30 protein-coding genes, 1 tRNA gene and 1 pseudogene are annotated in these 26622 nt (G+C 51.3%); 13 read left to right on the top strand and 19 right to left on the bottom strand.

The features are described 5' to 3' along the window. From AC2FNV_RS11810 to phoB, 3 genes and pseudogenes are all read left to right on the top strand, one after another. Positions 1 to 97, top strand: a pseudogene (locus tag AC2FNV_RS11810) (phosphate ABC transporter ATP-binding protein); the annotation flags it as partial. Between the two features lie 16 nt (positions 98 to 113). After that, positions 114 to 815: a phosphate signaling complex protein PhoU gene (phoU, locus tag AC2FNV_RS11805; RefSeq protein WP_170606959.1), complete on the top strand. Its 702-nt coding sequence runs from the start codon at positions 114 to 116 to the stop codon at positions 813 to 815. A gap of 12 nt (positions 816 to 827) precedes the next feature. Further along, on the top strand, positions 828 to 1517 hold the full coding sequence (phoB, locus tag AC2FNV_RS11800; RefSeq protein ID WP_170606957.1) for a phosphate regulon transcriptional regulator PhoB: 690 nt from the start codon (positions 828 to 830) through the stop codon (positions 1515 to 1517). Between the two features lie 3 nt (positions 1518 to 1520). Here the strand turns inward: phoB and AC2FNV_RS11795 are convergent, their stop codons facing one another. After that, positions 1521 to 2435, bottom strand: a complete 915-nt coding sequence (locus AC2FNV_RS11795; protein WP_170606955.1) for a LysR family transcriptional regulator — start codon at positions 2433 to 2435, stop codon at positions 1521 to 1523. A gap of 99 nt (positions 2436 to 2534) precedes the next feature. On the opposite strand from AC2FNV_RS11795, the gene AC2FNV_RS11790 reads away from it, so the two are divergent. Together AC2FNV_RS11790 and AC2FNV_RS11785 are read left to right on the top strand one after the other, a co-directional pair. After that, positions 2535 to 3764, top strand: a complete 1230-nt coding sequence (locus AC2FNV_RS11790; protein ID WP_170606953.1) for an acyl-CoA dehydrogenase — start codon at positions 2535 to 2537, stop codon at positions 3762 to 3764. 107 nt (positions 3765 to 3871) lie between these two features. Then, on the top strand, positions 3872 to 4633 hold the full coding sequence (locus AC2FNV_RS11785; RefSeq protein WP_170606951.1) for an SDR family oxidoreductase: 762 nt from the start codon (positions 3872 to 3874) through the stop codon (positions 4631 to 4633). Between the two features lie 2 nt (positions 4634 to 4635). On the opposite strand, the gene AC2FNV_RS11780 is transcribed toward AC2FNV_RS11785, so the two are convergent. After that, on the bottom strand, positions 4636 to 5505 hold the full coding sequence (locus tag AC2FNV_RS11780) for an acyl-CoA thioesterase (protein ID WP_170606947.1): 870 nt from the start codon (positions 5503 to 5505) through the stop codon (positions 4636 to 4638). Between the two features lie 48 nt (positions 5506 to 5553). Continuing rightward, a complete protein-coding gene (locus AC2FNV_RS11775; protein WP_170606946.1) occupies positions 5554 to 6771 on the bottom strand; it encodes a serine hydrolase domain-containing protein in 1218 nt (405 codons plus the stop codon). Between the two features lie 184 nt (positions 6772 to 6955). Between AC2FNV_RS11775 and AC2FNV_RS11770 the strand changes: the two genes are divergently transcribed. Beyond that, complete coding sequence (locus AC2FNV_RS11770) at positions 6956 to 7561, top strand: 2-hydroxychromene-2-carboxylate isomerase (RefSeq protein WP_170480556.1); 606 nt, start codon at positions 6956 to 6958, stop codon at positions 7559 to 7561. Positions 7562 to 7594: 33 nt separating this feature from the next. On the opposite strand, the gene AC2FNV_RS11765 is transcribed toward AC2FNV_RS11770, so the two are convergent. Continuing rightward, positions 7595 to 8626 (bottom strand): phosphotransferase family protein, encoded by a 1032-nt coding sequence (locus AC2FNV_RS11765; RefSeq protein ID WP_170606945.1) that lies wholly within the window; start codon positions 8624 to 8626, stop codon positions 7595 to 7597. 34 nt (positions 8627 to 8660) lie between these two features. Then, positions 8661 to 9479, bottom strand: a complete 819-nt coding sequence (locus AC2FNV_RS11760; protein WP_170606943.1) for an SDR family NAD(P)-dependent oxidoreductase — start codon at positions 9477 to 9479, stop codon at positions 8661 to 8663. A 126-nt stretch (positions 9480 to 9605) separates the two neighbouring features. Between AC2FNV_RS11760 and AC2FNV_RS11755 the strand changes: the two genes are divergently transcribed. The 3 genes from AC2FNV_RS11755 (at position 9606) to AC2FNV_RS11745 (ending at position 11937) form a co-directional block, all read left to right on the top strand. Continuing rightward, complete coding sequence (locus tag AC2FNV_RS11755) at positions 9606 to 10607, top strand: NADPH:quinone oxidoreductase family protein (RefSeq protein ID WP_170606941.1); 1002 nt, start codon at positions 9606 to 9608, stop codon at positions 10605 to 10607. A gap of 128 nt (positions 10608 to 10735) precedes the next feature. Further along, positions 10736 to 11185 carry a type II 3-dehydroquinate dehydratase gene (gene aroQ / locus AC2FNV_RS11750; RefSeq protein ID WP_170480549.1) on the top strand — a complete coding sequence of 150 codons (450 nt, stop codon included), beginning with the start codon at positions 10736 to 10738 and terminating at the stop codon, positions 11183 to 11185. Next, positions 11182 to 11937, top strand: coding sequence for an autoinducer binding domain-containing protein (locus tag AC2FNV_RS11745; protein WP_170606939.1), 756 nt, complete (start codon positions 11182 to 11184; stop codon positions 11935 to 11937). The genes aroQ and AC2FNV_RS11745 overlap by 4 nt, the downstream gene beginning before the upstream one ends. 353 nt (positions 11938 to 12290) lie before the next feature. On the opposite strand, the gene tsf is transcribed toward AC2FNV_RS11745, so the two are convergent. The 5 genes from tsf to AC2FNV_RS11720 form a co-directional block, all read right to left on the bottom strand. Beyond that, positions 12291 to 13166, bottom strand: coding sequence for a translation elongation factor Ts (tsf, locus tag AC2FNV_RS11740; protein ID WP_170480545.1), 876 nt, complete (start codon positions 13164 to 13166; stop codon positions 12291 to 12293). Between the two features lie 77 nt (positions 13167 to 13243). Continuing rightward, positions 13244 to 14035 carry a 30S ribosomal protein S2 gene (gene rpsB, locus AC2FNV_RS11735; protein ID WP_170480543.1) on the bottom strand — a complete coding sequence of 264 codons (792 nt, stop codon included), beginning with the start codon at positions 14033 to 14035 and terminating at the stop codon, positions 13244 to 13246. Between the two features lie 168 nt (positions 14036 to 14203). Next, positions 14204 to 15040, bottom strand: a complete 837-nt coding sequence (gene olsA / locus AC2FNV_RS11730) for a lyso-ornithine lipid O-acyltransferase (protein WP_170606937.1) — start codon at positions 15038 to 15040, stop codon at positions 14204 to 14206. A 4-nt stretch (positions 15041 to 15044) separates the two neighbouring features. Continuing rightward, positions 15045 to 15800: an L-ornithine N(alpha)-acyltransferase gene (gene olsB, locus AC2FNV_RS11725; protein ID WP_170606935.1), complete on the bottom strand. Its 756-nt coding sequence runs from the start codon at positions 15798 to 15800 to the stop codon at positions 15045 to 15047. A 103-nt stretch (positions 15801 to 15903) separates the two neighbouring features. Further along, on the bottom strand, positions 15904 to 16086 hold the full coding sequence (locus tag AC2FNV_RS11720) for a DUF3553 domain-containing protein (protein WP_170480537.1): 183 nt from the start codon (positions 16084 to 16086) through the stop codon (positions 15904 to 15906). Positions 16087 to 16131: 45 nt separating this feature from the next. On the opposite strand from AC2FNV_RS11720, the gene AC2FNV_RS11715 reads away from it, so the two are divergent. Continuing rightward, positions 16132 to 16728 carry a histidine phosphotransferase family protein gene (locus AC2FNV_RS11715; RefSeq protein WP_170606933.1) on the top strand — a complete coding sequence of 199 codons (597 nt, stop codon included), beginning with the start codon at positions 16132 to 16134 and terminating at the stop codon, positions 16726 to 16728. On the opposite strand, the gene AC2FNV_RS11710 is transcribed toward AC2FNV_RS11715, so the two are convergent. From AC2FNV_RS11710 to AC2FNV_RS11670, 9 genes are all read right to left on the bottom strand, one after another. Continuing rightward, positions 16725 to 17987, bottom strand: coding sequence for a glutamate-5-semialdehyde dehydrogenase (locus AC2FNV_RS11710; protein WP_170606931.1), 1263 nt, complete (start codon positions 17985 to 17987; stop codon positions 16725 to 16727). The two genes, AC2FNV_RS11715 and AC2FNV_RS11710, sit on opposite strands and share 4 nt — an antisense overlap. Before the next feature lie 49 nt (positions 17988 to 18036). After that, positions 18037 to 19143 (bottom strand): glutamate 5-kinase, encoded by a 1107-nt coding sequence (proB, locus tag AC2FNV_RS11705; protein WP_170606929.1) that lies wholly within the window; start codon positions 19141 to 19143, stop codon positions 18037 to 18039. Next, positions 19131 to 20165, bottom strand: a complete 1035-nt coding sequence (obgE, locus tag AC2FNV_RS11700) for a GTPase ObgE (RefSeq protein WP_170606927.1) — start codon at positions 20163 to 20165, stop codon at positions 19131 to 19133. The genes proB and obgE overlap by 13 nt, the downstream gene beginning before the upstream one ends. 37 nt (positions 20166 to 20202) lie before the next feature. Further along, positions 20203 to 20739: a GNAT family N-acetyltransferase gene (locus AC2FNV_RS11695; protein ID WP_170606925.1), complete on the bottom strand. Its 537-nt coding sequence runs from the start codon at positions 20737 to 20739 to the stop codon at positions 20203 to 20205. After that, the gene (locus tag AC2FNV_RS11690; RefSeq protein WP_170606923.1) at positions 20736 to 21344 is read right to left on the bottom strand and encodes a LysE family translocator; all 609 of its coding nucleotides are present in this window, start codon (positions 21342 to 21344) and stop codon (positions 20736 to 20738) included. The genes AC2FNV_RS11695 and AC2FNV_RS11690 overlap by 4 nt, the downstream gene beginning before the upstream one ends. 96 nt (positions 21345 to 21440) lie before the next feature. Further along, positions 21441 to 21710, bottom strand: coding sequence for a 50S ribosomal protein L27 (gene rpmA / locus AC2FNV_RS11685; RefSeq protein ID WP_170480523.1), 270 nt, complete (start codon positions 21708 to 21710; stop codon positions 21441 to 21443). Positions 21711 to 21721: 11 nt separating this feature from the next. Then, positions 21722 to 22336, bottom strand: coding sequence for a 50S ribosomal protein L21 (locus tag AC2FNV_RS11680; protein ID WP_170606921.1), 615 nt, complete (start codon positions 22334 to 22336; stop codon positions 21722 to 21724). Between the two features lie 211 nt (positions 22337 to 22547). Then, positions 22548 to 23357 (bottom strand): DUF2059 domain-containing protein, encoded by an 810-nt coding sequence (locus AC2FNV_RS11675; RefSeq protein ID WP_170606919.1) that lies wholly within the window; start codon positions 23355 to 23357, stop codon positions 22548 to 22550. Next, positions 23357 to 24199 carry a DUF2059 domain-containing protein gene (locus AC2FNV_RS11670; protein WP_170606917.1) on the bottom strand — a complete coding sequence of 281 codons (843 nt, stop codon included), beginning with the start codon at positions 24197 to 24199 and terminating at the stop codon, positions 23357 to 23359. Before AC2FNV_RS11670 ends, AC2FNV_RS11675 begins: the two co-directional genes overlap by 1 nt. Positions 24200 to 24322: 123 nt before the next feature. On the opposite strand from AC2FNV_RS11670, the gene AC2FNV_RS11665 reads away from it, so the two are divergent. The 3 genes from AC2FNV_RS11665 to AC2FNV_RS11655 all read left to right on the top strand — a co-directional run bounded on the left by AC2FNV_RS11665 (position 24323) and on the right by AC2FNV_RS11655 (position 26532). After that, positions 24323 to 24412, top strand: a tRNA-Ser gene (locus tag AC2FNV_RS11665). A gap of 213 nt (positions 24413 to 24625) precedes the next feature. Next, a complete protein-coding gene (locus AC2FNV_RS11660) occupies positions 24626 to 25177 on the top strand; it encodes a hypothetical protein (protein WP_170606915.1) in 552 nt (183 codons plus the stop codon). Positions 25178 to 25530: 353 nt separating this feature from the next. Next, a complete protein-coding gene (locus AC2FNV_RS11655; protein ID WP_170606913.1) occupies positions 25531 to 26532 on the top strand; it encodes an SGNH/GDSL hydrolase family protein in 1002 nt (333 codons plus the stop codon). The last annotated feature ends 90 nt before the right edge of the window (positions 26533 to 26622 follow it).

The following is a 26622-nucleotide window of genomic DNA, read 5'->3' as shown; positions in this document are numbered from 1 at the left end:
CCTTGGAAATCTCGTGGAATTCGGTGAAACCGGGCAGATTTTTACCAACCCCGAAGACCCTCGCACCGAAAGTTACATCACTGGCCGTATTGGCTGAACATAGGTATTTGGATATGACCGAACAACACATAGCATCAGCTTTTGACCGCGACCTTGAAGCGATCCAGGCTCATATTATGAAGATGGGTGGGTTGGTCGAAGCAGCCATCATGGGTGCTGCGCGCTCGTTGGAGATGCGAGATGAAGAGCTTGCTCAAGCGGTTAAGCAAGGCGACAAGGCCATTGATGATCTGGAAGAGGTAATAAATGAAGAAACCGCGCGACTAATCGCATTGCGTGCACCCACCGCCAGCGATCTGCGTCTGGTCCTTTCGGTTTTGAAGGTTTCTGCTAACCTCGAACGTATTGGTGATTATTCTAAGAACATTGCCAAACGTACCTCGGTACTTGTGAACACCTCCGAGATTAACGGCAGTGCGGCTGCACTTCGGCGTATGGCTCGCGAGGTCGAACGCATGCTGCGAGATGCTCTTGATGCCTATATTCAGCGCGATGCAGAACTTGCCAGAGATGTGATCGATCGAGACGAAGAAGTCGATCAAATGTATAACGGTCTTTTCCGTGAATTCTTGACGTTCATGGCAGAGGACCCGCGGAATATTTCCGCCTGTATGCACCTACATTTCATTGCAAAGAATATCGAACGCATGGGTGATCACGTGACCGCAATCGCAGAGCAAGTCATCTATCTTGTGACAGGGGAAACTCGCACCGAGCCGCGCCCCAAAGCCGACGTGACTTCGCAAACTTTTTAGGAGTACAGGACGATGTCCGCGGATCGGCCAACTGTTTTGGTTGTAGAAGATGAATTGGCCCAACGCGAAGTTTTGGCCTACAACCTCGAAGCCGAAGGCTTCAGCGTGTCAAAGGCGGCCAGCGGTGACGAAGCGCTATTGTTGGTCGATGAAGATAACCCAGATATTATCGTTTTGGATTGGATGATGCCAAACCTGAGCGGCATCGAAGTGTGTCGCCGGTTGAAAACCCGGCCGGATACTCGGTCGATCCCAATTATCATGCTCTCGGCGCGTTCTGAAGAAGTTGACAAGGTTCGTGGATTGGAAACGGGTGCTGATGACTATGTGGTCAAACCTTATTCCGTAGTTGAATTGATGGCCCGAGTGAGGACGCAATTGCGACGGGTGCGTCCGGCCACAGTAGGATTGCGACTTGAATTTGATGATATCATTCTGGATTCTGAAACCCACAAAGTTAGCAGGGGTGACAAACCCTTGAAACTGGGTCCTACCGAGTTTCGACTATTGAGCACGTTCATGGAAAAACCCGGTCGTGTGTGGAGTCGCGAGCAACTATTGGATCGAGTTTGGGGGCGCGATATTTACGTGGATACACGCACAGTGGACGTCCATATCGGAAGGCTCCGCAAGGCGCTGACGCAGCATGGTGGTGAAGATCCCGTACGTACGGTTCGTGGGGCTGGCTACGCTCTTGGCTGAAAACTAGCGGGGCAGGGCGTCTTCGGTTTGTGCCTGGGATGCCAACCAGTGCCGGAACTGCCGCAGAGAATGATTTTCAGACTTTTCGCGCGGCCAGACCAAGTAATATGAACCGAGCGTGTCGACCGCCTTTGGAAAAGCCGCAATTAGTTTTCCTGTGGCCAGATCTTGTTCGACTACATAGTTCGGTATCAAGGCGACCCCAAGACCATGAAGGGCAGCCTGATTAATTGTTGAAAACTGATCATGGACCGTTCCGGGCAAAGGGTGGGGGGCATCCACACCCATTTGAGCAAACCACTCCTGCCAAGCCTTTGGCCGGGTCTGAATGTGTAATAATGGAAATTTCAGCAAGTCTTTTGGCGCCGCAGGAGTGCCGTTTGGCAGAAGTTCGGGTGCACACACAGGCAGAACACGCTCCATCTGCAATAACAACCGATCTGTTCCTGGCCAATCCGGTTCGCCAAAATGCAAAGCAGCATCAAAGGGTTCCGAGGCAAAATTGAACGGCCGCAAACGCGTCGACATATTTATCGTTACATCTGGATGCAGACGTGCAAAGTCCGGCAGTCTTGGAACCAGCCAGCGCATTCCGAATGTAGGTAAAATGGCAAGGTTAATGGTGCCGCCAACAGGCGCGACATGTAATTTTAGCGCCGCTTGAGCGATCTGCGACAACGCTGGTCTAATTTGTTGGACGTAGTCTTGCCCCGCTTTCGTCAGCATCAAACGCTTGCGGTCGCGACGTACCAGATCCGCGCCAAGGAGCGTCTCAAGTGTTTGCAGTTGCCGGCTTATCGCGCCTTGCGTTAAGGCCATTTCCTCTGCAACAGCAGATGCAGAACCAAGCCTGTCGAGTGCTTCGAGTGCTCGCAAGGCGGAAATTGAGGGTAGGATAGGGCGCCCAACTTTGATCATCTATGCGTTTTAGTCATGAAAACATGAGAATGTCTCGCTGTTTTTTGAGGAAATCTCAGATTAGACTGTTGGAAGCCTTTTGATTTGCGGAGATGTGACATGAACGCGCCCGACCCGAAACCAACTTTGCGCGCTAAAGATGCACCTGAGCTTGGCGTTTTTACGTGGGATGATCCGTTTCGACTTGCCGATCAATTGCAAGAGGATGAACGCCTTATTGCAAAGAGCGCGCGCGCTTATGCGCAGGACAAGTTGCAACCGCGCGTCACGCAAGCCTTCCAGACTGAGGAAACCGACCCAAACATCTTCCGTGAAATGGGTGAAATGGGTTTGTTGGGCACGACGATACCAGAAGAGTACGGAGGGATCGGAGCAGGCTATGTTACCTATGGTCTTGTCGCCAGGGAAATCGAGCGTGTTGATTCCGGTTACCGTTCGATGATGTCGGTACAAAGCTCTTTGGTGATGTATCCTATTTATGCGTATGGCAACGAAGAACAACGCCGGAAATACCTTCCGAAATTAGCCAGTGGCGAATGGATCGGATGTTTCGGATTAACCGAGTCCGAGGCTGGTTCGGATCCCGCAGGCATGAAAACCCGAGCGGAAAAGATCGACGGTGGATACCGATTAACAGGCAGCAAGATGTGGATATCAAACGCGCCGATCGCTGATGTTTTCGTAGTCTGGGCCAAGTCTGACGCGCATGACGGTAAAATCCGGGGCTTTGTTCTGGAAAAAGGAACCAAGGGGCTGAGTGCGCCTAAGATCCAAAATAAACTGAGCCTTCGTACTTCTGTTACTGGCGAAATTGTGCTGGACAACGTCGAAGTTGGTGAGGATGCGCTTTTGCCAAACGTCCAAGGTCTGAAGGGGCCATTTGGGTGTCTGAATCGTGCGCGATATGGGATTAGCTGGGGTGCGATGGGGGCAGCTGAAAGCTGTTGGCACTCTGCGCTTCAATATGGGCTTGACCGGAAGCAGTTTAATAAGCCGCTGGCGCAGACTCAGTTGTACCAACGCAAGTTGTCGGATATGCAGACTGAAATCGCACTTGGGCTGCAGTCAAGCCTTCGGGTTGGTCGGTTGATGGACCAGGCCGAAGCTGCGCCAGAAATGATCTCGATCATCAAGCGCAACAATTGCGGCAAGGCTTTGGACATCGCGCGGATGGCTCGGGACATGCATGGCGGTAACGGAATTTCGCTGGAATTCCATGTCGTGCGTCACATGGTCAACCTAGAGACTGTGAATACATATGAGGGCACACATGACGTTCATGCGTTGATACTGGGGCGTGCGCAAACCGGGCTGCAAGCTTTCTATTGAGGCGACAACAATTCGCGTAATCAGTATTATGTTAAAACTAGATGTATCCTAAACATGTACACTGCTCAAACTAACCTGTTGAATCACATGGAAAAGAAAATGATTTCATGAAGTTGAGCGGTAAAACTGTTGTGGTAACCGGTGCCGCCTCTGGAATTGGCAAAAGTTTGGCGCAGCGCTTTTCATCTGATGGCGCAAAAGTCGTCTGTGCCGACATCGATGAGCCTGGCGCACACTCACTCGCTTCTGAAATTGGCGGTCACGCTTTTTTTTGTGATGTGTCCAACGAAAGTTCTATTAGCGATTTGATTGAAGCCACAGAGGATCAAGTCGGCACGATCGATCTGTTCTGCGGTAATGCGGGAGTTTTAACACTGGGTGGCGTCGATGTTCCCGATGATGAATGGGACCGTATTTGGAAGATCAACGTGATGTCTCATGTTTGGACGGCGCGACATCTGATCCCACGAATGACGGCGCGAGGGTCTGGTTATATTTTGATAACGGCATCTGCTGCTGGGCTTTTAAATCAACCGGGCGCAGCACCTTATGCGGTTACAAAGCACGCCGCGATCGGCTTTGCCGAATGGGTCGCTCTAACATACAGAGACCAAGGTATTCGAGTTTCAGTGCTGTGTCCGCAGGCTGTGCGGACGGATATGATCCGAGGTCACGAAGATTCAGTCGCCGCAATTGATGGAATACTCGAACCTCAAGAAGTGGCAAGTGCCTGTGTAGAGGCAATAACTGAAGAGCGGTTCCTTGTGCTGCCTCATGAGCAAGTAATGGATTATTTTCAGTTTAAGGCCGTGAACTACGATCGCTGGATAGACGGAATGTCTAAAATAAATCAGAAGTTTAATCGCTAAATCTAAAGTCTAACTCTTTTTTTCCTCATCAGACCTTCCTGCGCGACCGAGGCAACCAAAACACCGTCTTGTGAATGAATTGACCCTCGGTTGAAACAGCGCCCCTGCCCTGTCCAGGGCGCGTCCATTGAATAAAGATGCCAGTTTTCAAATTGGATGGGGGCGTGAAACCATATTGCATGATCGAGGCTCGCCATGTCGACCTCTCCTGTGAACATGGACAGCCCGTGCGGGCGCAATCCAGATCCCAATAACGCCATGTCCGAGGCGTATGCCAAAAGCAGATGCTGTGTTACCTGATCGACTTCAGAAGCGGCCGCCATGCGAAACCAGATGTGATGATGATCGGCGGCTACTTTGGGTGTCAAGATATCCAATGGCCCGACCTCGCGGACTTCGATCGGACGATCACGCAAAAGTTCTTTGTGTAATTTTTCGGGAACACGGTCCAGATAAGCCTGGCGTAATTCAGTCCTGGTAGGGTGTGACTCTGGTGGGCCAACAGATGGCATAGGATGTTGGTGATCCCAACCTTGGTCTTGGCAGTGAAAGGAAGCTGACATGTTGAGAATCTGCTTTCCATGCTGAACAGCGATCACGCGACGTGTGGTAAAAGAACCTCCATCTCGCGCTCTATCAACTTGATAAATAACAGGAATAGATGGATCTCCGGGTCGTATGAAATACGCGTGCAACGAATGGCAGGTACGATCATCTACTGTTCTGTAGGCCGCTGCCAGCGCTTGTGCTATGACTTGGCCGCCGAATATCCGGGTAGGCGTTTCCCCACCCGATCCTGTTCCTCGAAATAGGTCGACCTCAAGTGACTCAATGTCGAGCAAATTCAACAGGGTACGTTCGGCTTCGGTCATTCGTTACTCTCCGAATTAGTTGATCCGTCGGTAACACCTGGAGGATGATCAATCAATCAAAGCTGCATGGACAAGTGCTTTCATTTCAGCGCGCGATGGATAAGAACTGGACGGCGACAATTGGGTAAAGAAAATGGTTGTCAGGTTGTGAACCCAATCGATCCAGAAATAGGTCGAAGCCATTCCTCCCCAACCAAAGTCGCCAACCGATCCGGGAACTCGAATTCGTGCCGGGTCTAAAACGACGGCGCCACCCAGACCGAACCCTGTGCCGTCCATGGGTTGTTCCGCGAAACTACGTGGACCCATAGAGGCGATATCTCCGGGCAAGTGGTTGCGCATCATGAAGTCGATGATGGAAGGTGCTAGAAGACGAATTCCGTTGACCGAGCCTTTGTTACGCAGCATTTCTGCGAATATCGCGAAATCGTCGATAGTGCTGACAAGCCCGCCTCCTCCTGAAAATGTAGTTGCACGTTCAAAAGGCGATGAGCCGGGCTCGTCGACCAATCTAAGCGTTTCTGAACCAGAACTGGCTGCGTTCAACGCCATCGCATCACCTTCGAGTGGCGTGTAGAGTGATGCAAACCTGTCCCCTGCCCCTTTTGGCACAGAGAAACCAGTCTCGTTCATTCCCAATGGTTCAAATATGTTTTCGGCAAAAAAGTGTTCCAATGTTTGCCCTGAAACAACTTCGATCACGCGACCAATAACGTCGATACCGACCGAGTACTCCCAGCGTTTGCCAGGTTGAAACGCAAGCGGTAAGCAGGCTAAAGCCTCGATTCGTGTCTCAAGAGATCCTTGATCCGGTGAAAACATCAGATCTTGCTCATTCATCGCCTCAGGTAGGATACCCGGGTTGAACGGATAACTCAGCCCACTGGTATGAGTCAGTAATTGATGCAAAGTTGGAGTAGGCGCCGCCTCGGTCTGATTTATGTCTTTTGCGCCCGCAACGAGTGCTCGCATCGCTTGAAACTGCGGTAAAAACTCCGATACTGGCGCATCAAGATGAAGTTGCCCGCGTTCTATCAACATCATCAGCGCAACTGTAGTAACAGGTTTGGTCATCGAATAGATGCGCACTATGCTGTCGCGGGCGAACACCAAACCCTGCTCGACATTTCGTTTACCGCAGGAATGAAAAAATGCCTCGTTGCCAGCTTGCAGCACCAACATTGAACATCCGGGATATTTCCGTTCATCTACATAGCGTTGCATCCAGTTTTGAATTTGATTTAGCCTTGATGCATCAAGCGCCATACTTTGTGCCCCCGTCGTTAGCCGTTTGAGATAATCTTGCCGCGTGACGATAAATAGTGACAGCAAATTCAAACAATGACCGGATATATTCAGGTAACGTATTGCTGACCTGATATGGTGGCTCCAAGTCAGTTTAAATATCGGAGCGATTCCCCAGCACCTAACGCAAAGACGGAGTCAGATCATGGCGAATAAGATTGAGTTCCTTTACGATTTTTGCAGCCCCAACGCATTTCTCGCATACAAAGTATTGCCGGAATTGGCCCGACGTAATGCCGTGGAACTGCGATTTACACCGATCCTTCTGGGCTTGGTGTTCAAATCCACAAACAATCAAAACCCGTTTGAGGCCTTTTCGGAAAACCGTCAGAAAACGGCTTACCTGACCCATGATCTACATCGCTTTGCGCGTCGACGAGGGTTGACGTTTCATATGAGTCCACACTTTCCAATAAACACCAAATTTGCCATGCGTGGGGCCTGGTATGCTCAAGGAAAATCTTGGGAAAGTAGGTATATAGACGCTGTTTTTGATGCAATATGGGTGCACGGACAAAAATTGGACGACATAAATGTCTTGATAGAGGTCGTGCAAGAAGCAGACTTGCCTGCCCGCAAGATTCGAGAGGCGGTCACCAATTCCGAAATCAAGCAAGCGCTGAAGGATCAAAGCAAGTCCGCTGTGCGCCGGGGTGTGTTCGGAGTGCCAACTCTGTTTTCAAGAAACGAAATGTTCTTTGGGAAGAATAGTTTGGGAAACCTTGAATTAGAGCTGATGGCAACAAGATGACTGGGTCGCGTCTAATATGATGCGGCTTCACGTTCACTGGCTGTCCAGTGCCGCCAAGCCATGTTTCGCAAAAATCGGCACATATGCGCCAAACTTCTGGGCCCGGACAGGGTCTGATGCGTTGCCATCCAGCGACCTTTTGTAGACTCCCTGTAGTATCCCTGCCATTCGAAAAAAATTAAATGCCAGATAGAAGCCAAAGTGTTCGATCTCCTTACGCCCACAACGCTTACAGTAGTCCGCAACAAACGCTGCGTCTGATGGCAAGCCAAGCGCCTCGCGGTCTACACCTGCCAACCCGCGCCCTTCCTTTCCGGGTGGCAATTGCCATTGCATAATCACCGCCGCCAGATCTGCATAAGGATGGCCGATGGTAGATAGCTCCCAGTCCAAAACTGCCACACAATCTGTGCCGTCCTGCTGAAACAACAAGTTGTCGATCCGGTAGTCGCCATGGACCAATGTACGCTGTCCATCATCTTGGGGCAGTTCGTGGTCCAACCGAGAGATCAAGAGATCCATATCCCCGATCTGTTCGGTCTGCGTTGCACGGTATTGTTGTGTCCATCGGGAAATCTGTCGTTCAAAGTAATTTCCGGGTGGCCCAAAGTCGGATAGCCCCACAGCTTCGATGTCGACCATGTGCAGCTCAGCTAAAACACGGTTCATTTCATCCATAATGCCAGTGCGGGTGGCCTTGTCTACTCCATCCATGGTTGGGTCGACGAAACTGCGCCCTTCACGGTATTCCATCACATAAAAGGCTGATCCTATGACTGCGTCATCCTCACACAGCAAGTACATCTCTGGCACAGGAACTTTGCTGTCCGCCAAAGCAGATTGCACGCGAAATTCACGATCTACTGCATGGGCGGATTTAAGAAGTACGCCAGCAGGTTTGCGACGCAGAACAAAAGACTGGTCAGGGGTTCGCAACAAATATGTTGGGTTTGACTGACCGACATCGAACTTCTCTGCAGAAAGCGGCCCTTTGAAACCACTCAGGTTTTTCTCAAGATAACCTTCTACTGCTCTGATATTAAGTGTATTTTCCTGAGGATTCATGTCAGCCTCTTAACTTGAAAAAATCCACTTGCCATCAAAGGGCAGCAGCAAAGATGTTGTCTGCGGTCTGAACATTAATACCGCCCGAAACCGGAATGACCGCTCCGGTTACATAGCCGCCGCCACGTCCGCACAGAAACAACACGCAGCCGCCGATATCTTCGGGGTGCCCGACCCTTCCCAATGGCACAGATTGGCCGACCTTTTCCCTCTTGTCCTCATCTTCTGTGGCAAAAGCGGTCATTCGGGAAACGAACGGCCCTGGAGCAAGCGCGTTAACGGTGATCCGGTAAGGAGCTAATTCCTTGGCCATGATTTTTGTAAGGTGCAGCACCGCTGCTTTGGAGGCTGAGTAGCTGTACGCGCCGTCACCCATCGGCACCTCACCCATCACGGACCCAACGTTCACAATACGCGCGGGGTCCTCTTCTGTAGCAGAGCTCATAAGTAAAGGAAGCAGCCGTTGGGTTAGTTCAAATATCCCTGCTACGTTTACTGACATTACTTTGTCCCATGCGGAATATGGGAACTGCCCCATAGGTGCGCCCCAACTAACACCGGCATTATTCATAAGTATCTCAAGCTTTTGAGTGCGCTTGTTGATCTCATCCACCAGCGCAGCGATGCCTTCCTCACTGCTTATGTCTCCGGTAAATCCTTCTGCCGATCCCGGCGCGTCGAGCGCATTTAACTCAGCCGCGACTGCCTCACAGGCGTCGCCTTTGCGTGAAGCTATCAAAACATGCGCTCCGGAACGCACTAACGCCTCGGCCGCCATTCGACCTATTCCGGTCGCCCCGCCAGTTACAAGGGCTGTTTTTCCATTGAGTGAAAACAGGGTCTCGGGCGTCATGGTTACTCCATTTCTTTAGCGTTTGCGTTGAAGGTCCTTGCGGCACAATGCAAGCATCTAACTTGACAACGCTCAACAGTAATCCAACGATTTCATTTCCAACGAGGCAAGAGGCAAGAGGGACTAATGAAGGCATTACTGAGCGTCACAAAGGGCGGACCTGAAACGCTGGAGCTGACCACCCTGCCCGATCCGAAGCCAGCCAAAGGCGAGCTATTGATTCGTGTTCACGCCACGGGCGTCAACTTTCCCGATACTTTGATGATCCGTGATCTGTATCAGATCAAACCACCCCGCCCTTTTGCTCCAGGTGGTGAAATTGCAGGGGAAATAATTGAGCTTGGCGAAGATGTAACGGGATATACTCGCGGCGACCGGATACTTGCATTGACGGGACACGGAGGGTTTGCGACCCACCTAACATTAAACGCTTCCATGGCGGTAAAGATCCCGCCTGATATGTCGTACCAAGATGCTGCCTGTTTTATTTTTACTTACGGCACATCGTATCATGCGCTCAAGGATCGCGCCGGATTGAAATCGGGCGAAACCCTTTTGGTCTTGGGTGCCGCTGGCGGAGTCGGGTCTGCGGCAATTCAGCTTGCTAAAGCCTCAGGCGCGCGTGTGATCGCTGCAGTCTCATCCAACCAAAAGGCTGAGTTCTGTCGTAAGCTGGGCGCGGATGAAACGCTAGTCTACGCTCGTGATTTGGACAAAGACGCCCAAAAAGCATTTTCTTCTGAAATCAAATCGTTGGCCGGCGGTGACGGAGTGGATGTGGTCTACGATGCCGTGGGAGGAGATTATTCTGAACCGGCCTTGCGCGCGATGGCGTGGAGCGGGCGATTTTTGGTCGTCGGCTTTCCAGCGGGTATTCCCCGTATTCCGCTAAACCTTTCTCTCTTGAAAGGCTGCCAGATCGTTGGAGTGTTTTGGGGCGCTTCTGTTTTTCGGGATCCAAAAGGACATGCTGAAAACATGAAAGAGTTATTCAATCTGTATCAAGCTGGAAAAATCAAACCTCAAATCAGCGCGACCTTCCCGCTAAGCCAGGGCGGTAATGCATTGGAAGCCCTTGAGAGCCGCTCTGTTCTTGGAAAAGTCGTCGTCACGATGGACAGCGTGTGAATTTGTTCACAGTCACGCGTGGCATATTGATCCAGAATGAAAAAAATCGTGCCGACCTTATAGCGAACTGCCTGCTGGACGCCCCCACGTTTCGGGTTTATCACGAAAAAAATGGGGATGGTTTGTAAATGACGAAGATACTGGTTCTGAACGGCCCAAATCTGAACATGCTAGGCATGAGACAACCAGAGTTCTATGGCCGGACTACACTAAAAGAGGTTGAAGACCTTTGTGTCTCGCATGGCGAAACGCTTGGCCAAAGTGTGTCGCATCTTCAGTCCAACCACGAAGGAGTGTTGATCGACGCAATTCATGCGGCGCGTGGCGTTCAGGACGGAATTGTTTTGAACGCCGGTGCTTATACTCACACTTCGGTCGCGTTAATGGATGCGATCGCCTCAGCCGAGGTTCCCGTCGTCGAAGTACACATGTCAAATATTCACGCACGTGAGACTTTTCGGCACACGTCATATATCGCCCGAGTTTCTATCGGACAGGTCTGCGGCTTTGGCGCGCAAAGCTATGTTATGGCATTGGATGCTTTGGCGGCATATTTGTCGAAGGACAATGTGGGATGAATTTAACCGAGTATCTCAACTTTCTCAGCTACACAAAAACGCTTGAAGAGCTTTGGGATGCTCATTGCCGGCAGATGTCCAACTATGGTTTCGATCGCCTGTTGTACGGGCACACACTATACCGAACCGAAACATCGCTGGGTGATCCTGAGGATTTTGTGATCCTTTCTAACCACAGTAACGACTACCTCGAAGGATTTGTGCACTCGGGCCTTTATTTTAATGCTCCCATGTTGCAATGGGCCTTGAAGAACGAGGGAGCAGCCAGCTGGCGCATGATTCAAGAGATGGCGTCCAGCGGCGCGATGACCGAAAAAGAGCGTCAGGTTTATGAATTCAACAAATCCAAAGGTGTGACGGCTGGATTCACGATCAGCTTTAATTCGGTTTCGATGCGGTCAAAAGGCGCGATCTCCATGGCGTCGTATGGAAACCAGACGCAGGATGAAGTCGATGAAATTTGGAGTAATCATGGCGATGATATTCTGTTGATGAACAACATCGCCCATTTGAAAATCCTGACCCTTCCCTACAACGCACCCAACCGCGCGCTGACAAAGCGCCAAAGGGAGGCCCTTCAGTGGGTCGGCGATGGCAAGACGACGCAAGATATCGCTGTTTTGATGGGGCTGACGTCTGCCACAGTCGAAAAACACCTTCGTCTAGCGCGCGAAGCACTTAGTGTTGAGACAACGGCTCAGGCTGTATTAAAGGCATCGCTTCAAAATCAGATGTTTGTAATGGAAGTTTAAAGGGTTTTTAAAGCCCAACGCGCAAGTTTACCTTAGGTAAGGAAATCATGACTTCCGAATCTTATAGAAAAATTGCAGATTGATAATGTTCCGTGAGTGGTGGCTTTAGCCAGGGAACGTTTTGATCGGATCTTTGCTATACCAAAGCTCTCTGATCGCTCTGATTGAACGGCGTCTATTCGTCCGCGTCGTTTCGTTGGAATCCCGGGGAGCCCTGTCCATCCCCATCATGCGGGGCTCCCCTTTTCCATTTCTAAAGCATTGAAACCTTTGTGAAAGACAAAAGAAAACCGGCCACTTAGAAAGTGACCGGTCTATCTGGCATCGCGGTTCTGGTAGGACCGGAAGCTATTTTAGCCTTGTGCCGCTTTTGCGACTTCAGCAGCGAAGTCTTCTTTTTCCACCACGATTCCCTCGCCAACTTCCATGCGAATGAAACCGGTGATGGTCGCTCCTGCTTCTTTTGCAGCTGCTTCGACGGTCAGATCCGGGTTAACGACAAACTGTTGGTTCAACAGAGTCGATTCGGCCACGAACTTCTTCATGCGTCCCTCGATCATCTTTTCGATGACCTGCTCCGGCTTTCCGGACTCACGGGCGATGTCCATCTGAACCTGCTTTTCTTTTTCGACAACAGCTGGGTCCATGTCTGCTTCAGACAAAGCGGCCGGGTTCACAGCGGCAATGTGCATTGCAACCTGTTTACCGATTGCTTCGTCTCCACCTGTAAGCGCGACCAAAACACCGATTTTACCCATGCCGTTTGTTGCAGCGTTGTGGACATAAGATACGACCGTTTCGCCAGACAGCTTTGACATGCGGCGGACTGACATGTTTTCGCCAATGGTGGCGATCTTGTCAGTCAGTGTGTCCGCAACCGATTTCCCGCCCAGGTCAGCGGCCAGCAACTCTTCGACGTTGTTAACGCCCTCTGCCGCGTAAGTGATCTTTCCAACCATTTCTTGGAATTCGCCGTTTTTTGCAACGAAGTCGGTTTCTGAATTCACTTCGACAGCAACGCCATTGCCACCGTCGACGTGAACCGCAACAAGACCTTCAGCGGCGGTGCGACCGGATTTTTTGGCCGCTTTAGCCAAACCCTTGGTGCGGAGCCAATCCACGGCCTCGTCCATGTTGCCGCCGGTTTCGGTCAGCGCCTTTTTCGCGTCCATCATGCCTGCGCCAGTCGAGTCGCGCAGTTCTTTAACCATTGCTGCTGTGATTGCCATCTTTTGGCTCTCCTCAATTCAAACGGAATTGGGGCAGGTCATACCCTGCCCCATATGTCAGTTACGTGACGGGCAGCTTATGCTTCGGCCGAGGCTTCAGGTTCCGCAGAAGCTTCTTCAGCGACTGCTTCCTCAACCGGAGCTTCTTCAAACTCACCCAAGTCTACACCAGCGGCGCCCAACTGTGCTGTCATACCGTCAAGCGCAGCACGAGCCGCCAGATCGCAGTATAGGGCGATCGCACGGGCTGCGTCGTCGTTTCCAGGAATGATGTAGTCCACACCGTCAGGCGAACAGTTCGTGTCCACAACCGCCACAACCGGAATTCCAAGCTTGTTGGCCTCAGCAATTGCCAGAGCTTCTTTCTTGACGTCGATGACGAACAACAGATCCGGAACGCCACCCATCTCACGGATACCACCTAGCGAAGCCTGCAGCTTCTGTTGGTCGCGTTCCATGCCCAGACGCTCTTTCTTGGTTAGGCCTTCGGCCCCCGCTTCCATGGCTTCGTCGATTTGGTTCAAGCGGTTGATCGACTGAGAAACAGTTTTCCAGTTGGTCAAGGTGCCGCCAAGCCAGCGATGGTTCATAAAGTACTGAGCCGACTTTTCGGCGGCGTCAGCAATTGGCTGAGCTGCCTGGCGCTTGGTGCCGACGAACAGAATACGGCCACCTTTTGCAACGGTATCCCGAATAGCTTGTAGAGCCTGATCCAGCATTGGAACGGTCTGAGTCAGGTCCATGATGTGGATACCATTGCGCGAGCCGTAGATGAATGGGCCCATGCGCGGATTCCAGCGCTGTGTCTGGTGACCAAAGTGTACGCCAGCTTCAAGCAACTGACGCATAGTGAACTCGGGAAGAGCCATGCTATTTATTCCTTTTCCGGTTTACGCCTCGGCGGGGGTGAAAGAAGCGGATGCTCCAACCGGCGGTCTTAGTGAGGATGTCTCCCTCAAAAAGGCCAAACCCCGCCTGCGGTTTTGAATAGCGCGCGTATAAGGTACGATTTAATGCTGCGCAAGTGGCAATCAGCCTTATTTTTCGAGCTTTGCAAATGCATGCCCGTGACGCACAGCTTGCTCACAGTGAGCAGCCAGCGCCTTGCGGTCCGCAAAGTCGCTGACCTTTGCCGGTGAATGGTAAATCAGTTCAATCGAACCTTGCTTTCGTGCGCCAAGCGTCTTGAGCAAATGGGGTGCAAAGTCCATGTCCCCCCACCAGCCGTAAAATCGTTTGGGTTGCCCAACCGGCGCGTGAAAAACAACCGAGACGGGTTGAACATGCATGAAATCGTGTAGTTCTTCAGTGAAGAATGCCGCGAAAAGTGTTGTTTTAAAGGGTAAAACGCGCAATCCATCTGTGGAAGTGCCTTCGGGGAAAAACAGTAGTTTGTGTCCGGCTGTAAGGCGCTCCCGAAAAATCTGAGTTTGTTCCCTGGCTTTCTTAGGGTTTCTTTCGATAAAAACTGTGCCAGTCGCGCGGGCAAGCCATCCTATACCAGGCCAATTCGCCACTTCGGCTTTGGAAACAAAATAGACCCGCTTGCGGGCGTTTAACGCAAAAATATCCAACCATGATGAATGATTGGCGACAACTGCGCCGCGTTCAGCCATCAATTGCCCAGTGCTGGAGAACCCGATTCCCAAAACTCGGATTGCGTTTCGACAGACAAACTGGGAAATATGAGGCGTGATTGGGCGCTGAACCCCGAAAAACGGGCGTTCGATCAGACGCACGGCCAGCAAAATGAGCAAGCCGCCAAACACCAAAATCGCTAGGGGAAGGCCGCGCAAAAAAACTAGAGCCCATTCCAGTAGGCCAAGCTCAACAGGTTCCGGGGCATCGTCACTGTTCCATAAAGGTGCGTTCACCCGATCAGGCTCCACCGTAAATACGTCGCTGGCGTTCGTTCATTCGTTCAGTATCCAAAACTAAACAAACGTCTGTCGTGTTGAAGGCGTGGTCGATAAAGGCGCCCTCGCCCACGAAACCGCCCAAACGTAAATAAGCTTTGATCAGCGAAGGCACTTGTAGCATAGACGCTCGTCGGTCCAGCGATTCCGGCCCGACGATATTCATGTTTTGAAACACACCGGCCTGCGCCCTGACCCGCAAATCAGGAGGGGCCAGATGGTTGTGATGCAACATGGAAAGCGGTTGCGCCAATTCCTGAACATTGGTTCCGTGGAAACTGGCTACGCCGAAAAGGACCTCGATCTTTCGTTCAGCCACATATTTAGCCAATCCATTCCACAAATGGTACATGGCTGTTCCCCCCCGATAGTCCTTGTGCAGACAGGATCGCCCAAGTTCCAAAAGTTTCCGGCCGCCTTGTTTTAGCACGGTCAGATCGTATTCATCCTCTGAATAGAATTGGCCTATGTCTGCTGCACGATCATCCGGTAACAGCCTATAAACACCGACAACTTCGCCTGTCATGTCATCGTAAACCAACATATGATCAAAATACGGGTCAAACCGATCCTTTTCCAACCTTTCAGAGTGATCAACCATTTCTCCGCCACCGCCGAGTTCTCGTACAAAAACATCATAGCGAAGGCGTTGCGCCGCTTTGATCTCCGCATCGGTTTCGGCGAGTTTGACAGTGAATGAAGGGCCGGCATCGGGCATTTGGTCTGTCCGTCGTTCAAATTATACGCTGATACTTCAGTTTTCTCAGCGAAAGCAACATACGGGTGTCTGGTGAAAGTTGTTAACCTTTTCTAAACCAGTTTCACGGATCAAAGACCGGCATCAGGGCTATGCGTGTCCCGTCAATCACCACTTTCCCCTGCTCGCGAAAGTTTACGGTGATCTTACCCGCGATGTTGGACTGAACCTGTCCAACGCCCCAATCGGGAAAATCGGGGTGACGGACATACATGCCCGGTGCAAGAATAGCATTAAAATCTGTCATGCGGTGTCTCCGCTCCGGCAATGGCAGGTCTAACAGGAGTTACGCATGGATGACATCGACGTCAACCTGGCCGAATTGGTCGGGTCCCGGATCTGTCATGATCTGATCAGCCCTGTAGGTGCGATCACTAACGGTCTGGAATTGTTGGATATGGTCGGTTCAGTGCAGGGTCCTGAGATGGAGCTGATCTCGGGTAGCGTCGGTAATGCCGCGGCGAAGATTCGGTTTTTTCGCGTTGCTTTCGGGCCAGCTAGCGATCAGCCATTGGGCAAATCGGAAATCGGCAGTTTGCTGAAGGATGTCGAAAACGCAGGGCGTTTGCGGGTTCACTGGTTGGTGGCGAATGCTGTAACGCGTAATCAGGCGAAACTAGTGTTTCTTGCACTTATGTGTATTGAAAGCGCAATGCCCTTGGGCGGAGAAGCCACAGTTGAAAAACAAGATAACGGCTGGACCGTATGGGGAATGGCCGACAAATTGCATCTGGACTCAGATCTGTGGAAGTACCTTTGCACTGGGCGCCTTCCCCATAAGATCATGCCATCGCAAGTTCAGTTTGCGATGCTGCTGAAAGCAGCCGCATCGCACGGCAGCAAGGTCACGGTCGAGACAAGCTCGACCCGTGTCGCAATTCGATTTTAGGTGCGGGTTGTACCGTTCCCACGCACCAAATATTTAAAACTCGTAAGCTGAGCTGCACCTACCGGCCCTCGGGCGTGCATCTTTCCAGTTGCGATTCCGATCTCTGCGCCCATTCCAAACTCTCCGCCATCTGCGAATTGGGTCGAGGCATTGTGCATGAGAATTGCGCTGTCCAGGCGTTCAAAGAAACGCTCAGCCGCCTTGGCGTCCTCGGTCATAATACAGTCCGTATGATTTGAACCAAAGGCTCGAATATGATCGATGGCCGCGTCGATGTTAGCGACCGTTTTTGCGGCGATGATACTGTCTAGAAACTCCTTGCCCCAATCGTCTTCCGAAGCAGCGATGCATCCATCAATTACCAATGTGCCTTCTGCATGAACCTCGACACCGGCAGCCAAAAGGGCAGCGATTAAATCTCGGCCTAGGGTGTCTGCAATGTCCTGATGTACCAACAGACATTCGGCAGCACCGCAAATTCCTGTGCGGCGAGTTTTGGCATTCAGGACCACATCCAATGTCTTTTTGGGGTCGGCCGATTTATCCACATAGATGTGAACGATGCCTTCAAGATGCGCGAACACTGGCACCCTTGCTTCGCGTTGTACAAGGCCGACCAGGCCTTTTCCGCCACGCGGGACAATGACGTCCACGTAATCGGTCATGGTCAGGAGTTCCTGCACAGCGGTCCGATCCCGCGTTGGTATCAATTGAATCGCATCTTCCGGCAGGTTCGCGGCCTTTAACCCCTGGACGAGGCATGCGTGAATAGCCTTAGAAGAATTAAAGCTTTCAGATCCACCGCGCAATATTACTGCATTGCCCGATTTCAAACACAAGGCACCCGCATCGGCAGTTACATTGGGGCGACTCTCATAAATAACACCGATAACACCTAGCGGAGTTCGGACACGTTGAATGTTGAGGCCTGAGGCCATATCCCATTCCGTCAGAACTTCACCCACAGGGTCAGGTTGATCTGCGACAGTTCGCAACCCGTCGACCATGCTTTGAACGCGTGCTTCATCCAGCATCAGGCGATCCATCATAGCTGGACTCAGACCCTTGTCTCGTCCGTATTCTAGATCTTTTTTGTTTTCTTCGATGATTTTAGCGCGATTGGTCCAGACAGCCTCGGCCGCAGCGATCAAAGCAGCGTGCTTACGTTCAGCAGAGGCAAAGGCAAGCTCCTGCGAAGCCGCTTTGGCGCGCTTTCCAAGATCGGCCATCATTGCGGTAATGGTGCTAAAGTCCTTCATCTCATGAACCTTTCAGGTCTTCTTTGTGTTATTCTAGCAGGTGCAGCCGTCAGAGCGCCAGATCGTCGCGGTGAATTAAGGCAGCTCGGCCCGGATACCCTAGCGTTGCTTCAATCTCAGAAGACTTACGGCCTTTTATGGCATCAGCTTCTTGCGCAGTGTACCGGCTCAGGCCCTGTGCCAACCGTCGTGTGGAAGGGTCAAGAATTGCCACCGGATCGCCGCGTCCGAAGTCACCAGAGACTTCGACGATCCCAGCAGGTAACAAACTTTTCCCGTTTTTAAGTGCCTTTGCTGCACCATCATCGACCACAATCTGACCTCGGGGCTTCATCGCCGAAATCCAGCGTTTACGAGCAGCGTGCGGATCCAGCTTAGCAGTAAACCACGTGCTGCTTGACCCATTTTCCAAAGATTTCAGAGGGTTAAGAACCGATCCTTCAGTAATAGCCATCGCGCAACCTGCGGCTGTCGCCATTTTTGCGGCCATAAGTTTCGTTTTCATACCGCCCTTGGACAATCCTGAACCAGCGTCGCCAGCCATGGCTTCGATATCGGGAGTGATTTCGTCAATCACATCAAATCTCGTCGCGGCCGCATTTTCGTTTGGATTTCCGGTATAAAATCCATCCACGTCTGACAATAAAACAAGCTGGTCAGCGCCCACTGTCACAGCTATTTGCGCCGCTAATCGGTCATTGTCGCCATACCGGATTTCGTCTGTAGCTACAGTATCGTTTTCGTTGACAATTGGAACGACGCCCAGCCCCAGTAGAGTTTCCAGCGTAGCCCGTGAATTCAAATAGCGTCGGCGATCTTCGCTGTCTTCCAAGGTTACCAAAACCTGTGCGGTTGTGATGCTGTAGGGATTCAACGCCTCTTCATATGCGCGGGCCAACCGGATCTGACCGACGGCCGCCGCAGCCTGAGACTGCTCCAATGGCAGATTTTCCAGCGGGAGATTAAGAACCTCGCGTCCCAACGCGATTGACCCAGATGAAACTAGAATGACGTTTGCACCCTGCCCCTTTATCCAGGCTACATCTTGTGCCAGTGACTCCAACCAATCGCCTCGCAACAACCCAGTTTTGCGGTCCACCAACAGAGCTGATCCGATCTTGACGACCAGACGTCGGGCTTTGCTTAGGGTTGCCAAGGCAGTGCCTCCTCAGAGGGTTTCTGGCGCAACCTGTTTTCGTCGATTTGGGCGCGCAAAGCACGCAAAACGTCGGTGACTCCCAAAAGAGCAACTCCGGACATGGTCATTACAGGACCACCGACCGCCTCTTGCAATACTGCAACGGCAATTTTCTGTTCCTCATTGTTCAATGCATCGACCTTGTTCAAAACCGTGATCCTTGGTTTTTCAGCTAAGGCGCCGCCATAAGCTTCCAACTCTCGGATGATGGTGTGATAATCCTCGGCAATGGTTTCAGAGGTTCCATCAACCAAATGTAGCAATACCGAGCAGCGTTCGACATGACCTAAAAAACGGTCTCCAATTCCTCGCCCCTCGTGAGCACCTTCAATCAAGCCCGGAATGTCGGCCACGACGAATTCGACATTGTCTACGCCAACAACACCCAAATTGGGGTGAAGTGTCGTAAACGGATAGTCAGCGATTTTTGGGCGGGCATTCGATGTGGCTGCCAGAAAGGTTGATTTGCCGGCATTCGGCAGGCCCAGCAAGCCAACATCAGCGATCAGCTTCAAGCGTAACCAGATCGTTCGTTCGATCCCAGCCTGACCGGGATTAGAGCGGCGAGGCGCTTGATTGGTTGCGGACTTGAAGTGGAGGTTTCCGAAGCCGCCGTTCCCACCTTTGGCCAGCAGAAATCTCTCACCTATCTGAGTTAAATCACAAATGACAGTTTCTTCGTCTTCATCAAGAATTTCGGTGCCGACCGGCACACGCAAGATTATGTCGTCACCGTCTTTACCAGTGCGTTGCTGCCCACGTCCTGGTTGACCGTTTTTTGCGAAAAAATGTTGCTGATAGCGGAAATCGATGAGCGTGTTCAACCCATCCACCACTTCGGCCCAAACCGATCCACCCGTACCGCCGTCGCCGCCATCAGGCCCACCATATTCAATGTACTTTTCGCGTCGGAAACTGACGCAGCCGTTGCCTCCGGCGCCTGACCGGATGTAGACCTTTGCGAGATCGAGAAATTTCATGACTGTCCCCTACTGCAAAGGCCCCATCGGCCACAAGTCAGAGTTTTTTACTGTAAGTCCAGGTGGGCACATTCGCGTCGCGTGCCACCGAATAACTTTCTGCATCGCCAAGATACTGGAACCCGCAATGCGTCAATACTCGGGCTGAGGCAGGGTTATCCTGAAAAACACTGGCGAACATGTTTGAGTTCTGTAACGGATTAGCGAGAACCAGTGCTTCGACGGCCAAGGACGCAATCCCTGTGTTCCAATAGATCGGTGCGACCCAATAACCAACTTCGGACTGATTGCGATCCAGCTTTTCCAACGAGATCAGACCGATCAGCTCAGGACCGCCATCCTTGGTTGCATCCATCACCCAAACATCCTCGTCCCGTTCTTCAGCCATGGAACGGTTAACAAAGGCCTCGATCGAGCCTGGTGGAAGCGGATGAGGGATAGACGTGGTCATACGCGCCACGCGTTCATCACCCGCGTAGTGTTCAATGAGACCCATATCCGATCTGCGCAAAGGGCGAAGATCGAACCGCTCGGTTTCGATGACCGGCTGGTTTATTATTGTCTCAAGTTTCATGAGTTCGTTCCTCCTCCGAACAACACAAAAAGTACGGACGCAACAGTAAGACTGGCCAACGTCCACATCAGATATTTTTCAACCGGTCGTCCTTCAACCGCATGGGCTATTCTATCGCCAGCAAAAGTCCAGATCGGGTGCAAAACAACTTGGCAAATCAACAAACAAAGAGCGATTGTTAACGTCGCGTTAAAGCTGGGAGTACCGGCGGCAACGAAGCCCGTGAATCCTGCAATTATCATAGCCCAGGCTTTTGGATTAAGCGGATGGACGATCAATCCGGCCCAAAATCCCGGCACGTTTCCATCGGCATCAGAGCGTGACAGGCGTAAGTTCGCGATTTTCCAAGCCAGCCAACAAATATATGCCGCAGAAGCATATTTCAGGATCGTAAAAACAATTGGAGCCTGATCTGCCACTTGCATAAGGCCAAATCCTACTGGCCAGATGATCAGCTGCTTGCCCAAGATGACACCGGCCACAAATGGCAGCGTAGCGCGAAAGCCGTAGCGCGCGCCGGTTCCAAGCAGGACCATATTGGCAGGCCCGGGCGTACCAACCTGGCTGGCAGCAAAGATAAGAAAGCTGGTGGTTGCGACTGTCATCTGGGTGTTCAATCAGGAATGCGTTAAAACGAGAAAGGGGACCGGCACTTTCTGCCGGTCCCCCATGAATTTTTCTTCAACCTTCTGGGTTTCGGCTTACTCTGCGGCCTCCGCTACTGGCAAGACCGAAATAAATGTGCGGTTTTTTAGTCCCTTATGGAACTTCACGGCGCCATCCACGGTTGCAAAGATTGTGTGGTCCTTGCCCATGCCTACGCCTTCGCCCGGCCAGAACTTGGTGCCGCGTTGGCGTACAATGATGTTGCCCGCGATGGCGGACTGACCACCATAAAGTTTTACGCCAAGGCGACGACCCGCTGAGTCGCGACCGTTACGGGAGGAACCGCCAGCTTTCTTATGTGCCATTCTCTCTCTCCTTAGCCTTTGGCCAGTTCTTTGGCCTGTTCAACCCATTCGGGTTTCACTTTGATGGCCTCGATAGCAGCAATCTGCTCGTCCGACAAGGCGGCCAAAGCAGCAAAGCTCTCGATGCCTGCTTCTGCCAATTTCTTGGCGGCAGCAGGGCCAACGCCGTTCAACTTGGTCAGATCGTCAGCAGCGCCAGCTTCGGGAGCTTCAGCCTTGGCCTCCGCTTTCTTCTCAGGCTTTTTCGCTGCCAGAGCAGCCTCGCCTGCAGGTGCTGTACCTGTTGCAGCTTTAACGCCCGACTTGTCCGCGCCCGACGACAAGATGTCGGTGATCTTGACCAACGTCAGTTTTTGACGATGTCCGACCGTCCGCTTCGAACTGTGTTTACGACGGCGTTTCACGAACTTGATGACCTTGTCACCTTTAACTTGTTCGATCACTTCGGCTTGAACTGCCGCACCATCAATGAACGGCGCACCGACCACGGGAGCCTCACCCCCAAGCATCAGAACGTCGTTGAATTGAATTGTTTCACCTGCGTCTGCAGCAAGTTTTTCAACGCGGAGCATGTCGCCCGCTTGAACCTTGTACTGCTTGCCGCCGGTCTTCAGGACCGCAAACATGTGTTAATCCTTTTCAAAACCGCGTTCTGTGGTCCCCGATTTACGGGAGTTTTGGCCGCTGCCACCTCGAACTGCGCGCCCTTTTCGGGCTGTGTGGATGACCCTGAGGACACGCCTTTCGGGTCAAATAATAACGATACCCGGCGCGGTTATTCCGGCCGGGATGCAGGCTTATCTAAGCATTGCAATTAAATGTCAACCGATTTCGAGTTCAAAGCTCAGATGAGTCAATCGCGCGAGCTACGGCTTCGCCCAAACGATAATAAATTCCGTCGATCATGAAGTCGAACCCCTTGAACAGCGCTTCGTTAAGCGCCTGCCCAGTTTCGGTTCGCGAAAAGGCAATATTTTCTCGCATTTGCGCTTTGCTCAGAGGTTGGTAGGCCAAAAGCAGAAAGGAATACACCCAGGTCTCAGTTTCGACAGCCACTTCGCCTTTTTGTTCCATTAGCTGGTTCAACAGCAAGTCGTTTTCCATTGGAAAGCCTTGACTATTCGAGATGCCGAGAAAGAAATTGTAGTCCGCGCTAAGCGATCCCTGCACGTTCTGCTCAATCAAGTCATTAACGTGAACGTATTCGTCGATTAGTAAGTAGAATTCAGTTTCGCGGTCGAATTGGCGATAGGCCTGTCGTGCCATATCGTCTATGGCATCGTCCATAAGGGCCATTCGTGCCGAATTTTCGAGTGAAATAATGGTCTGCCCCAATTCACTTTCGAAAAAAACGGTCGCCTGTTCTATTTGTCCTTCATTCAGATATTCTCCGACCGTTCTGATCATCTGATCGTGCATCCAGACCGGATCGTAGATGTCTTCGACCTCTGCCTGAAAGTATGAATCACCGTTGCCGTCGAGCACGGTGTCGATCAATACTTCGCCCTGCTCACGGCCTTCTTTTCCAATTATTTCTATTACCTCTTGCAACTGCATGGCCTGCATCAGCCGATCCAACTTTTCATCGGCTGCAAGCGGGGAAGACCAAAAAGCGATGGCCAACACATTGTAAAACAAGCGGCGCATCAAATATCCTGAGCAGGCCGCAGTTCGGACATTCTTGAAGCCAAAACCTCAAATCGCATAGCCATGATTTCATATTGAATTGCGTTCAACAGCTCGTAGACCTCCTGCATCAAAGGCTGTTCTAGGGCCAAAACATATGCATCGACATCTTCATCGGAAAAGTCTCTGTACGTGTAAGCCGCCCCTGCCAAGGCAGACAATTGAAGTGCGCGCCGCATCTCGGGTTCTTGTTGTTTCATCATCTGGCGTAACTCGTCGCCACTCATTTGAAGTTCGATTACGCCGGCAGCACTGGCCGCAAGCAGGAAACGGACCTGAATTTCCTGCAATGCCCTCAAGGATGTTCCACTAGCGTCGACAGCTCGGTTCATGCGCTTAAGGCTTTCAACACGCATCGAGCCTTCTTTGATCAAATCCGAAACGATCTCCTGCCCTAGGTCCTGTTTTTCGTCCTCATCTTCATCCATGTGGGAGGCGTTTTCGGCCTCGACCAGACGCTGACCAAGATCGGAAGCATAAAATTCAACCGCATGGGACAAAGCTTCTTCGCTTAGCGTCTGTTCAAGTATAGAAACGGCTGTTTCGTGCATTTCCTCAGTGTCGAACACTTCTTCGGTCAGGCGTGTCCAGTCAGAGCCAAAGCCGTCGGGATCGATCCCCAGCATTTGTGGCGCCGATGCGCTCGCAAGTGCGATGCTCTCTAATGCGACGTCAAATCCAGTCGTTGTCAAAAACGCCTCAATCCTGTCACGGCTGGCCGCCGATGCGCATGCTGCAGTCAGGCAAAGAATTGCGACGGACAATAAGTACGGAAGAATGGTATAGCGCTTTGAGTAAGTCATAAATGTGAGCCTAGGCGTTTTCCGCCCGCAAGCAATGGAAAATCCCGGCTAGCGGGAAATCGGGAATTTTCTGCTTGCACCCCTGCATGATCCTCACTAAATCGACGCCTCACAGACCCCCGCGGAGAGGTGCCGGAGTGGTCGAACGGGGCGGTCTCGAAAACCGTTGTGGGTGCAAGCCCACCCAGGGTTCGAATCCCTGTCTCTCCGCCACAACTTTTTCAAAAACTCAATTTCTCCTTCGGCAGTGACAAGCGTTTTGTAACTGTTCGTTTTCGAAGTGGCATGAAGTCGCCGTCCCAAACGTACCCGATCAGCGCTGTGTGGCTCAATCTTGTTCTTTGACCGAAATACTCCGGTTTTCCCCTTTGCAAGTGGCTAGTTTTCTCTCAATTCGACGAAAAGCAGAACTCAAAGGAGATCCCAATGTCCCGCCTATTACTTGTTCTAGTGGTCGTCGTTGTCGGTTTCGGCGCCTACTTCTACCTGAGTCAACCAGAACCTACCCCTGCCGAAAAACTGCAGTCTGCGGCCGAAGAGGCTGGCGAAGCCGTAAGTGAGGCGGCATCTGCAGTCAAAGAAGCCGCTGGAGAGGCAGCCGATGCCGTAGCTGACCAGGTAACTGAAACGGCCTCATCTGTTGCAGATCAAGCCAGTGAAGCCGCCTCTTCGGTGACGGAACAGGCCACCGATGCCGCGAATTCAGCGGCAGAACAAGCAGAAGAAGCTGTTACGCAAGCCGGCGATCAGGTCGCCTCACTGACCGATCAGGGTCAGGACCTTTTCAACTCATGGGTCGAAGAAGGGAAGTTGACGGCGCAGAATTTTGACTATGACGCTATGGTCGAGGCAATCCAAGACAGCACCCTTTCACAAGAGATCAAGGCGCAAACTGTAGCAATTCTCGACGAAATAAAAGCTGCCCCCGAAACAGTGGCTGAAAAGATCCAAGAACTGCGGACTTTGTTAACTCAGTAAATTTCGCATGAGATAAGGAAGGCCTGTTTCGGACCACCTTAAATTCTCGGCTAAGTACCGACTTATGCGGCCATTTCTGTGGCCGCACATCTTGACCGCGCGGAACACGGAAGAGACAAATTTTGTTGGTTGTTGCGAACATCCAAGTGCAAAAAACCTTTTGACGTTTGGACAGACAACAAAAAGGCCTTAAACTTCAAGCAGATTGTTAAACAGTTAGTTTTTGTTGCGGAGCTGCAAGGATGAAATTGTTCAGGTTCACAAAGATTGTTCTAGTAAATTTTTGTGTTCTCATTTTGCTTTTAGAAGTTCTGGGGTTTGCACTTTCGAGGACATCCGAGTCGAAAGGCAGAGTGTTTTCAGATGTAGAAAGGATAAAACAAGACCTAATCGCAAACTGGGGCACTTACGAGCATTGGCTCGAACATCGTTATGATGCAGCGCTTGGATGGAATAACCCTTCAAGCCGCAAAGATGAGGCGTTGGATTGTTCTGGTGAACCAGTGCAAGTTACATACAAAAAGGATAGAAGTCGGCTGACACCTGCGTCAGCAGAAGGCCTCAAGATATTAACTTATGGGGATTCTTTTACGCATGGCGACGAAGTTGGCGACGCATTCAGCTTTCCAAATCTGCTCGCCAGTGAACTGCATGCCGAAGTCATAAATCATGGGGTCTCAGGCTATGGTATACTTCAGGCGGTGCATAAGTTCGAATTGACGGCTGAAGCAGAGCAGGATGCTGACATCGCAGTATTGGCCTTTATTGGCGACAACATTTATCGAATGTTGAACTCTTATTATCCGCTGCGCGGGAACCCGACTTTCCACTTCGGCTTCAAGCCGTATTCCCGCGCTGGTCAATTCGTGGAAAATCCGAATAACCCTACCGTATTTGATCAAGAAGAAATGACCCAAATTGTCGAAGGATTGGCTATTACCGATTATTGGACGCTGCCTCGCGCTAAGTTTCCTTACTCAATTTCGCTAATTGAGTACTTTGGAACTAACAGATTTAGGTGGGCCCTCATCAAAAGGTCGCAAGGGTTTGATGAATTTGCACCGTTTATGAAGGACCTTAATATTGTGCTTGAACGATTTGTAACTACTGCAGAAGAACATCAAATTCAGCCGGTCATAGTATTGATACCGGGTACTGCTGAAGATGTTGAAATTTACGAAAATACGATCGAAACTCTAAAAGTAGTATTTCAAAACCGTGCCGACATTATGAAAGTTGTTGTAACACCGCAGGATTGGTCGAAATATATGCCGGATGGTTGTGGTCATCCTTCCACTGCCGGTTATGGCATCATCGCCGGGCAAGTTGCTAATTTTATTTCCTCGAACAACTGAAAATTGAATAAGTTATATTTTATCTGGTTTTTGCCATTAAGGCGCCTTTGTGAACAATACGGATTATATTTCAATAAATTTTGAACAGGA

It is taken from the genome of Ruegeria sp. BHSA163 (genome assembly GCF_059613365.1).
The sequence above is the reverse complement of the archived record's forward strand: the minus strand, read 5'-3'. Positions and strand labels throughout refer to the sequence as shown.

Excerpts from the sequence above, each read along its gene's own strand:
- AC2FNV_RS11795 (WP_170606955.1), bottom strand. The coding sequence starts at position 2,435 with ATGATCAAAGTTGGGCGCCCTATCCTACCCTCAATTTCCGCCTTGCGA.
- AC2FNV_RS11790 (WP_170606953.1), top strand. The coding sequence starts at position 2,535 with ATGAACGCGCCCGACCCGAAACCAACTTTGCGCGCTAAAGATGCACCT.
- aroQ (WP_170480549.1), top strand. The coding sequence starts at position 10,736 with ATGACGAAGATACTGGTTCTGAACGGCCCAAATCTGAACATGCTAGGC.
- AC2FNV_RS11780 (WP_170606947.1), bottom strand. The coding sequence starts at position 5,505 with ATGACCGAAGCCGAACGTACCCTGTTGAATTTGCTCGACATTGAGTCA.
- phoU (WP_170606959.1), top strand. The coding sequence starts at position 114 with ATGACCGAACAACACATAGCATCAGCTTTTGACCGCGACCTTGAAGCG.
- obgE (WP_170606927.1), bottom strand. The coding sequence starts at position 20,165 with ATGAAATTTCTCGATCTCGCAAAGGTCTACATCCGGTCAGGCGCCGGA.
- AC2FNV_RS11760 (WP_170606943.1), bottom strand. The coding sequence starts at position 9,479 with ATGACGCCCGAGACCCTGTTTTCACTCAATGGAAAAACAGCCCTTGTA.
- AC2FNV_RS11785 (WP_170606951.1), top strand. The coding sequence starts at position 3,872 with ATGAAGTTGAGCGGTAAAACTGTTGTGGTAACCGGTGCCGCCTCTGGA.
- AC2FNV_RS11765 (WP_170606945.1), bottom strand. The coding sequence starts at position 8,626 with ATGAATCCTCAGGAAAATACACTTAATATCAGAGCAGTAGAAGGTTAT.
- AC2FNV_RS11660 (WP_170606915.1), top strand. The coding sequence starts at position 24,626 with ATGTCCCGCCTATTACTTGTTCTAGTGGTCGTCGTTGTCGGTTTCGGC.
- tsf (WP_170480545.1), bottom strand. The coding sequence starts at position 13,166 with ATGGCAATCACAGCAGCAATGGTTAAAGAACTGCGCGACTCGACTGGC.
- AC2FNV_RS11745 (WP_170606939.1), top strand. The coding sequence starts at position 11,182 with ATGAATTTAACCGAGTATCTCAACTTTCTCAGCTACACAAAAACGCTT.
- AC2FNV_RS11670 (WP_170606917.1), bottom strand. The coding sequence starts at position 24,199 with ATGACTTACTCAAAGCGCTATACCATTCTTCCGTACTTATTGTCCGTC.
- rpmA (WP_170480523.1), bottom strand. The coding sequence starts at position 21,710 with ATGGCACATAAGAAAGCTGGCGGTTCCTCCCGTAACGGTCGCGACTCA.
- AC2FNV_RS11680 (WP_170606921.1), bottom strand. The coding sequence starts at position 22,336 with ATGTTTGCGGTCCTGAAGACCGGCGGCAAGCAGTACAAGGTTCAAGCG.
- AC2FNV_RS11775 (WP_170606946.1), bottom strand. The coding sequence starts at position 6,771 with ATGGCGCTTGATGCATCAAGGCTAAATCAAATTCAAAACTGGATGCAA.
- AC2FNV_RS11675 (WP_170606919.1), bottom strand. The coding sequence starts at position 23,357 with ATGCGCCGCTTGTTTTACAATGTGTTGGCCATCGCTTTTTGGTCTTCC.
- AC2FNV_RS11720 (WP_170480537.1), bottom strand. The coding sequence starts at position 16,086 with ATGACAGATTTTAATGCTATTCTTGCACCGGGCATGTATGTCCGTCAC.
- AC2FNV_RS11770 (WP_170480556.1), top strand. The coding sequence starts at position 6,956 with ATGGCGAATAAGATTGAGTTCCTTTACGATTTTTGCAGCCCCAACGCA.
- phoB (WP_170606957.1), top strand. The coding sequence starts at position 828 with ATGTCCGCGGATCGGCCAACTGTTTTGGTTGTAGAAGATGAATTGGCC.
- AC2FNV_RS11710 (WP_170606931.1), bottom strand. The coding sequence starts at position 17,987 with ATGAAGGACTTTAGCACCATTACCGCAATGATGGCCGATCTTGGAAAG.
- AC2FNV_RS11715 (WP_170606933.1), top strand. The coding sequence starts at position 16,132 with ATGGATGACATCGACGTCAACCTGGCCGAATTGGTCGGGTCCCGGATC.
- AC2FNV_RS11695 (WP_170606925.1), bottom strand. The coding sequence starts at position 20,739 with ATGAAACTTGAGACAATAATAAACCAGCCGGTCATCGAAACCGAGCGG.
- olsB (WP_170606935.1), bottom strand. The coding sequence starts at position 15,800 with ATGCCCGATGCCGGCCCTTCATTCACTGTCAAACTCGCCGAAACCGAT.
- rpsB (WP_170480543.1), bottom strand. The coding sequence starts at position 14,035 with ATGGCTCTTCCCGAGTTCACTATGCGTCAGTTGCTTGAAGCTGGCGTA.
- AC2FNV_RS11755 (WP_170606941.1), top strand. The coding sequence starts at position 9,606 with ATGAAGGCATTACTGAGCGTCACAAAGGGCGGACCTGAAACGCTGGAG.
- AC2FNV_RS11690 (WP_170606923.1), bottom strand. The coding sequence starts at position 21,344 with ATGACAGTCGCAACCACCAGCTTTCTTATCTTTGCTGCCAGCCAGGTT.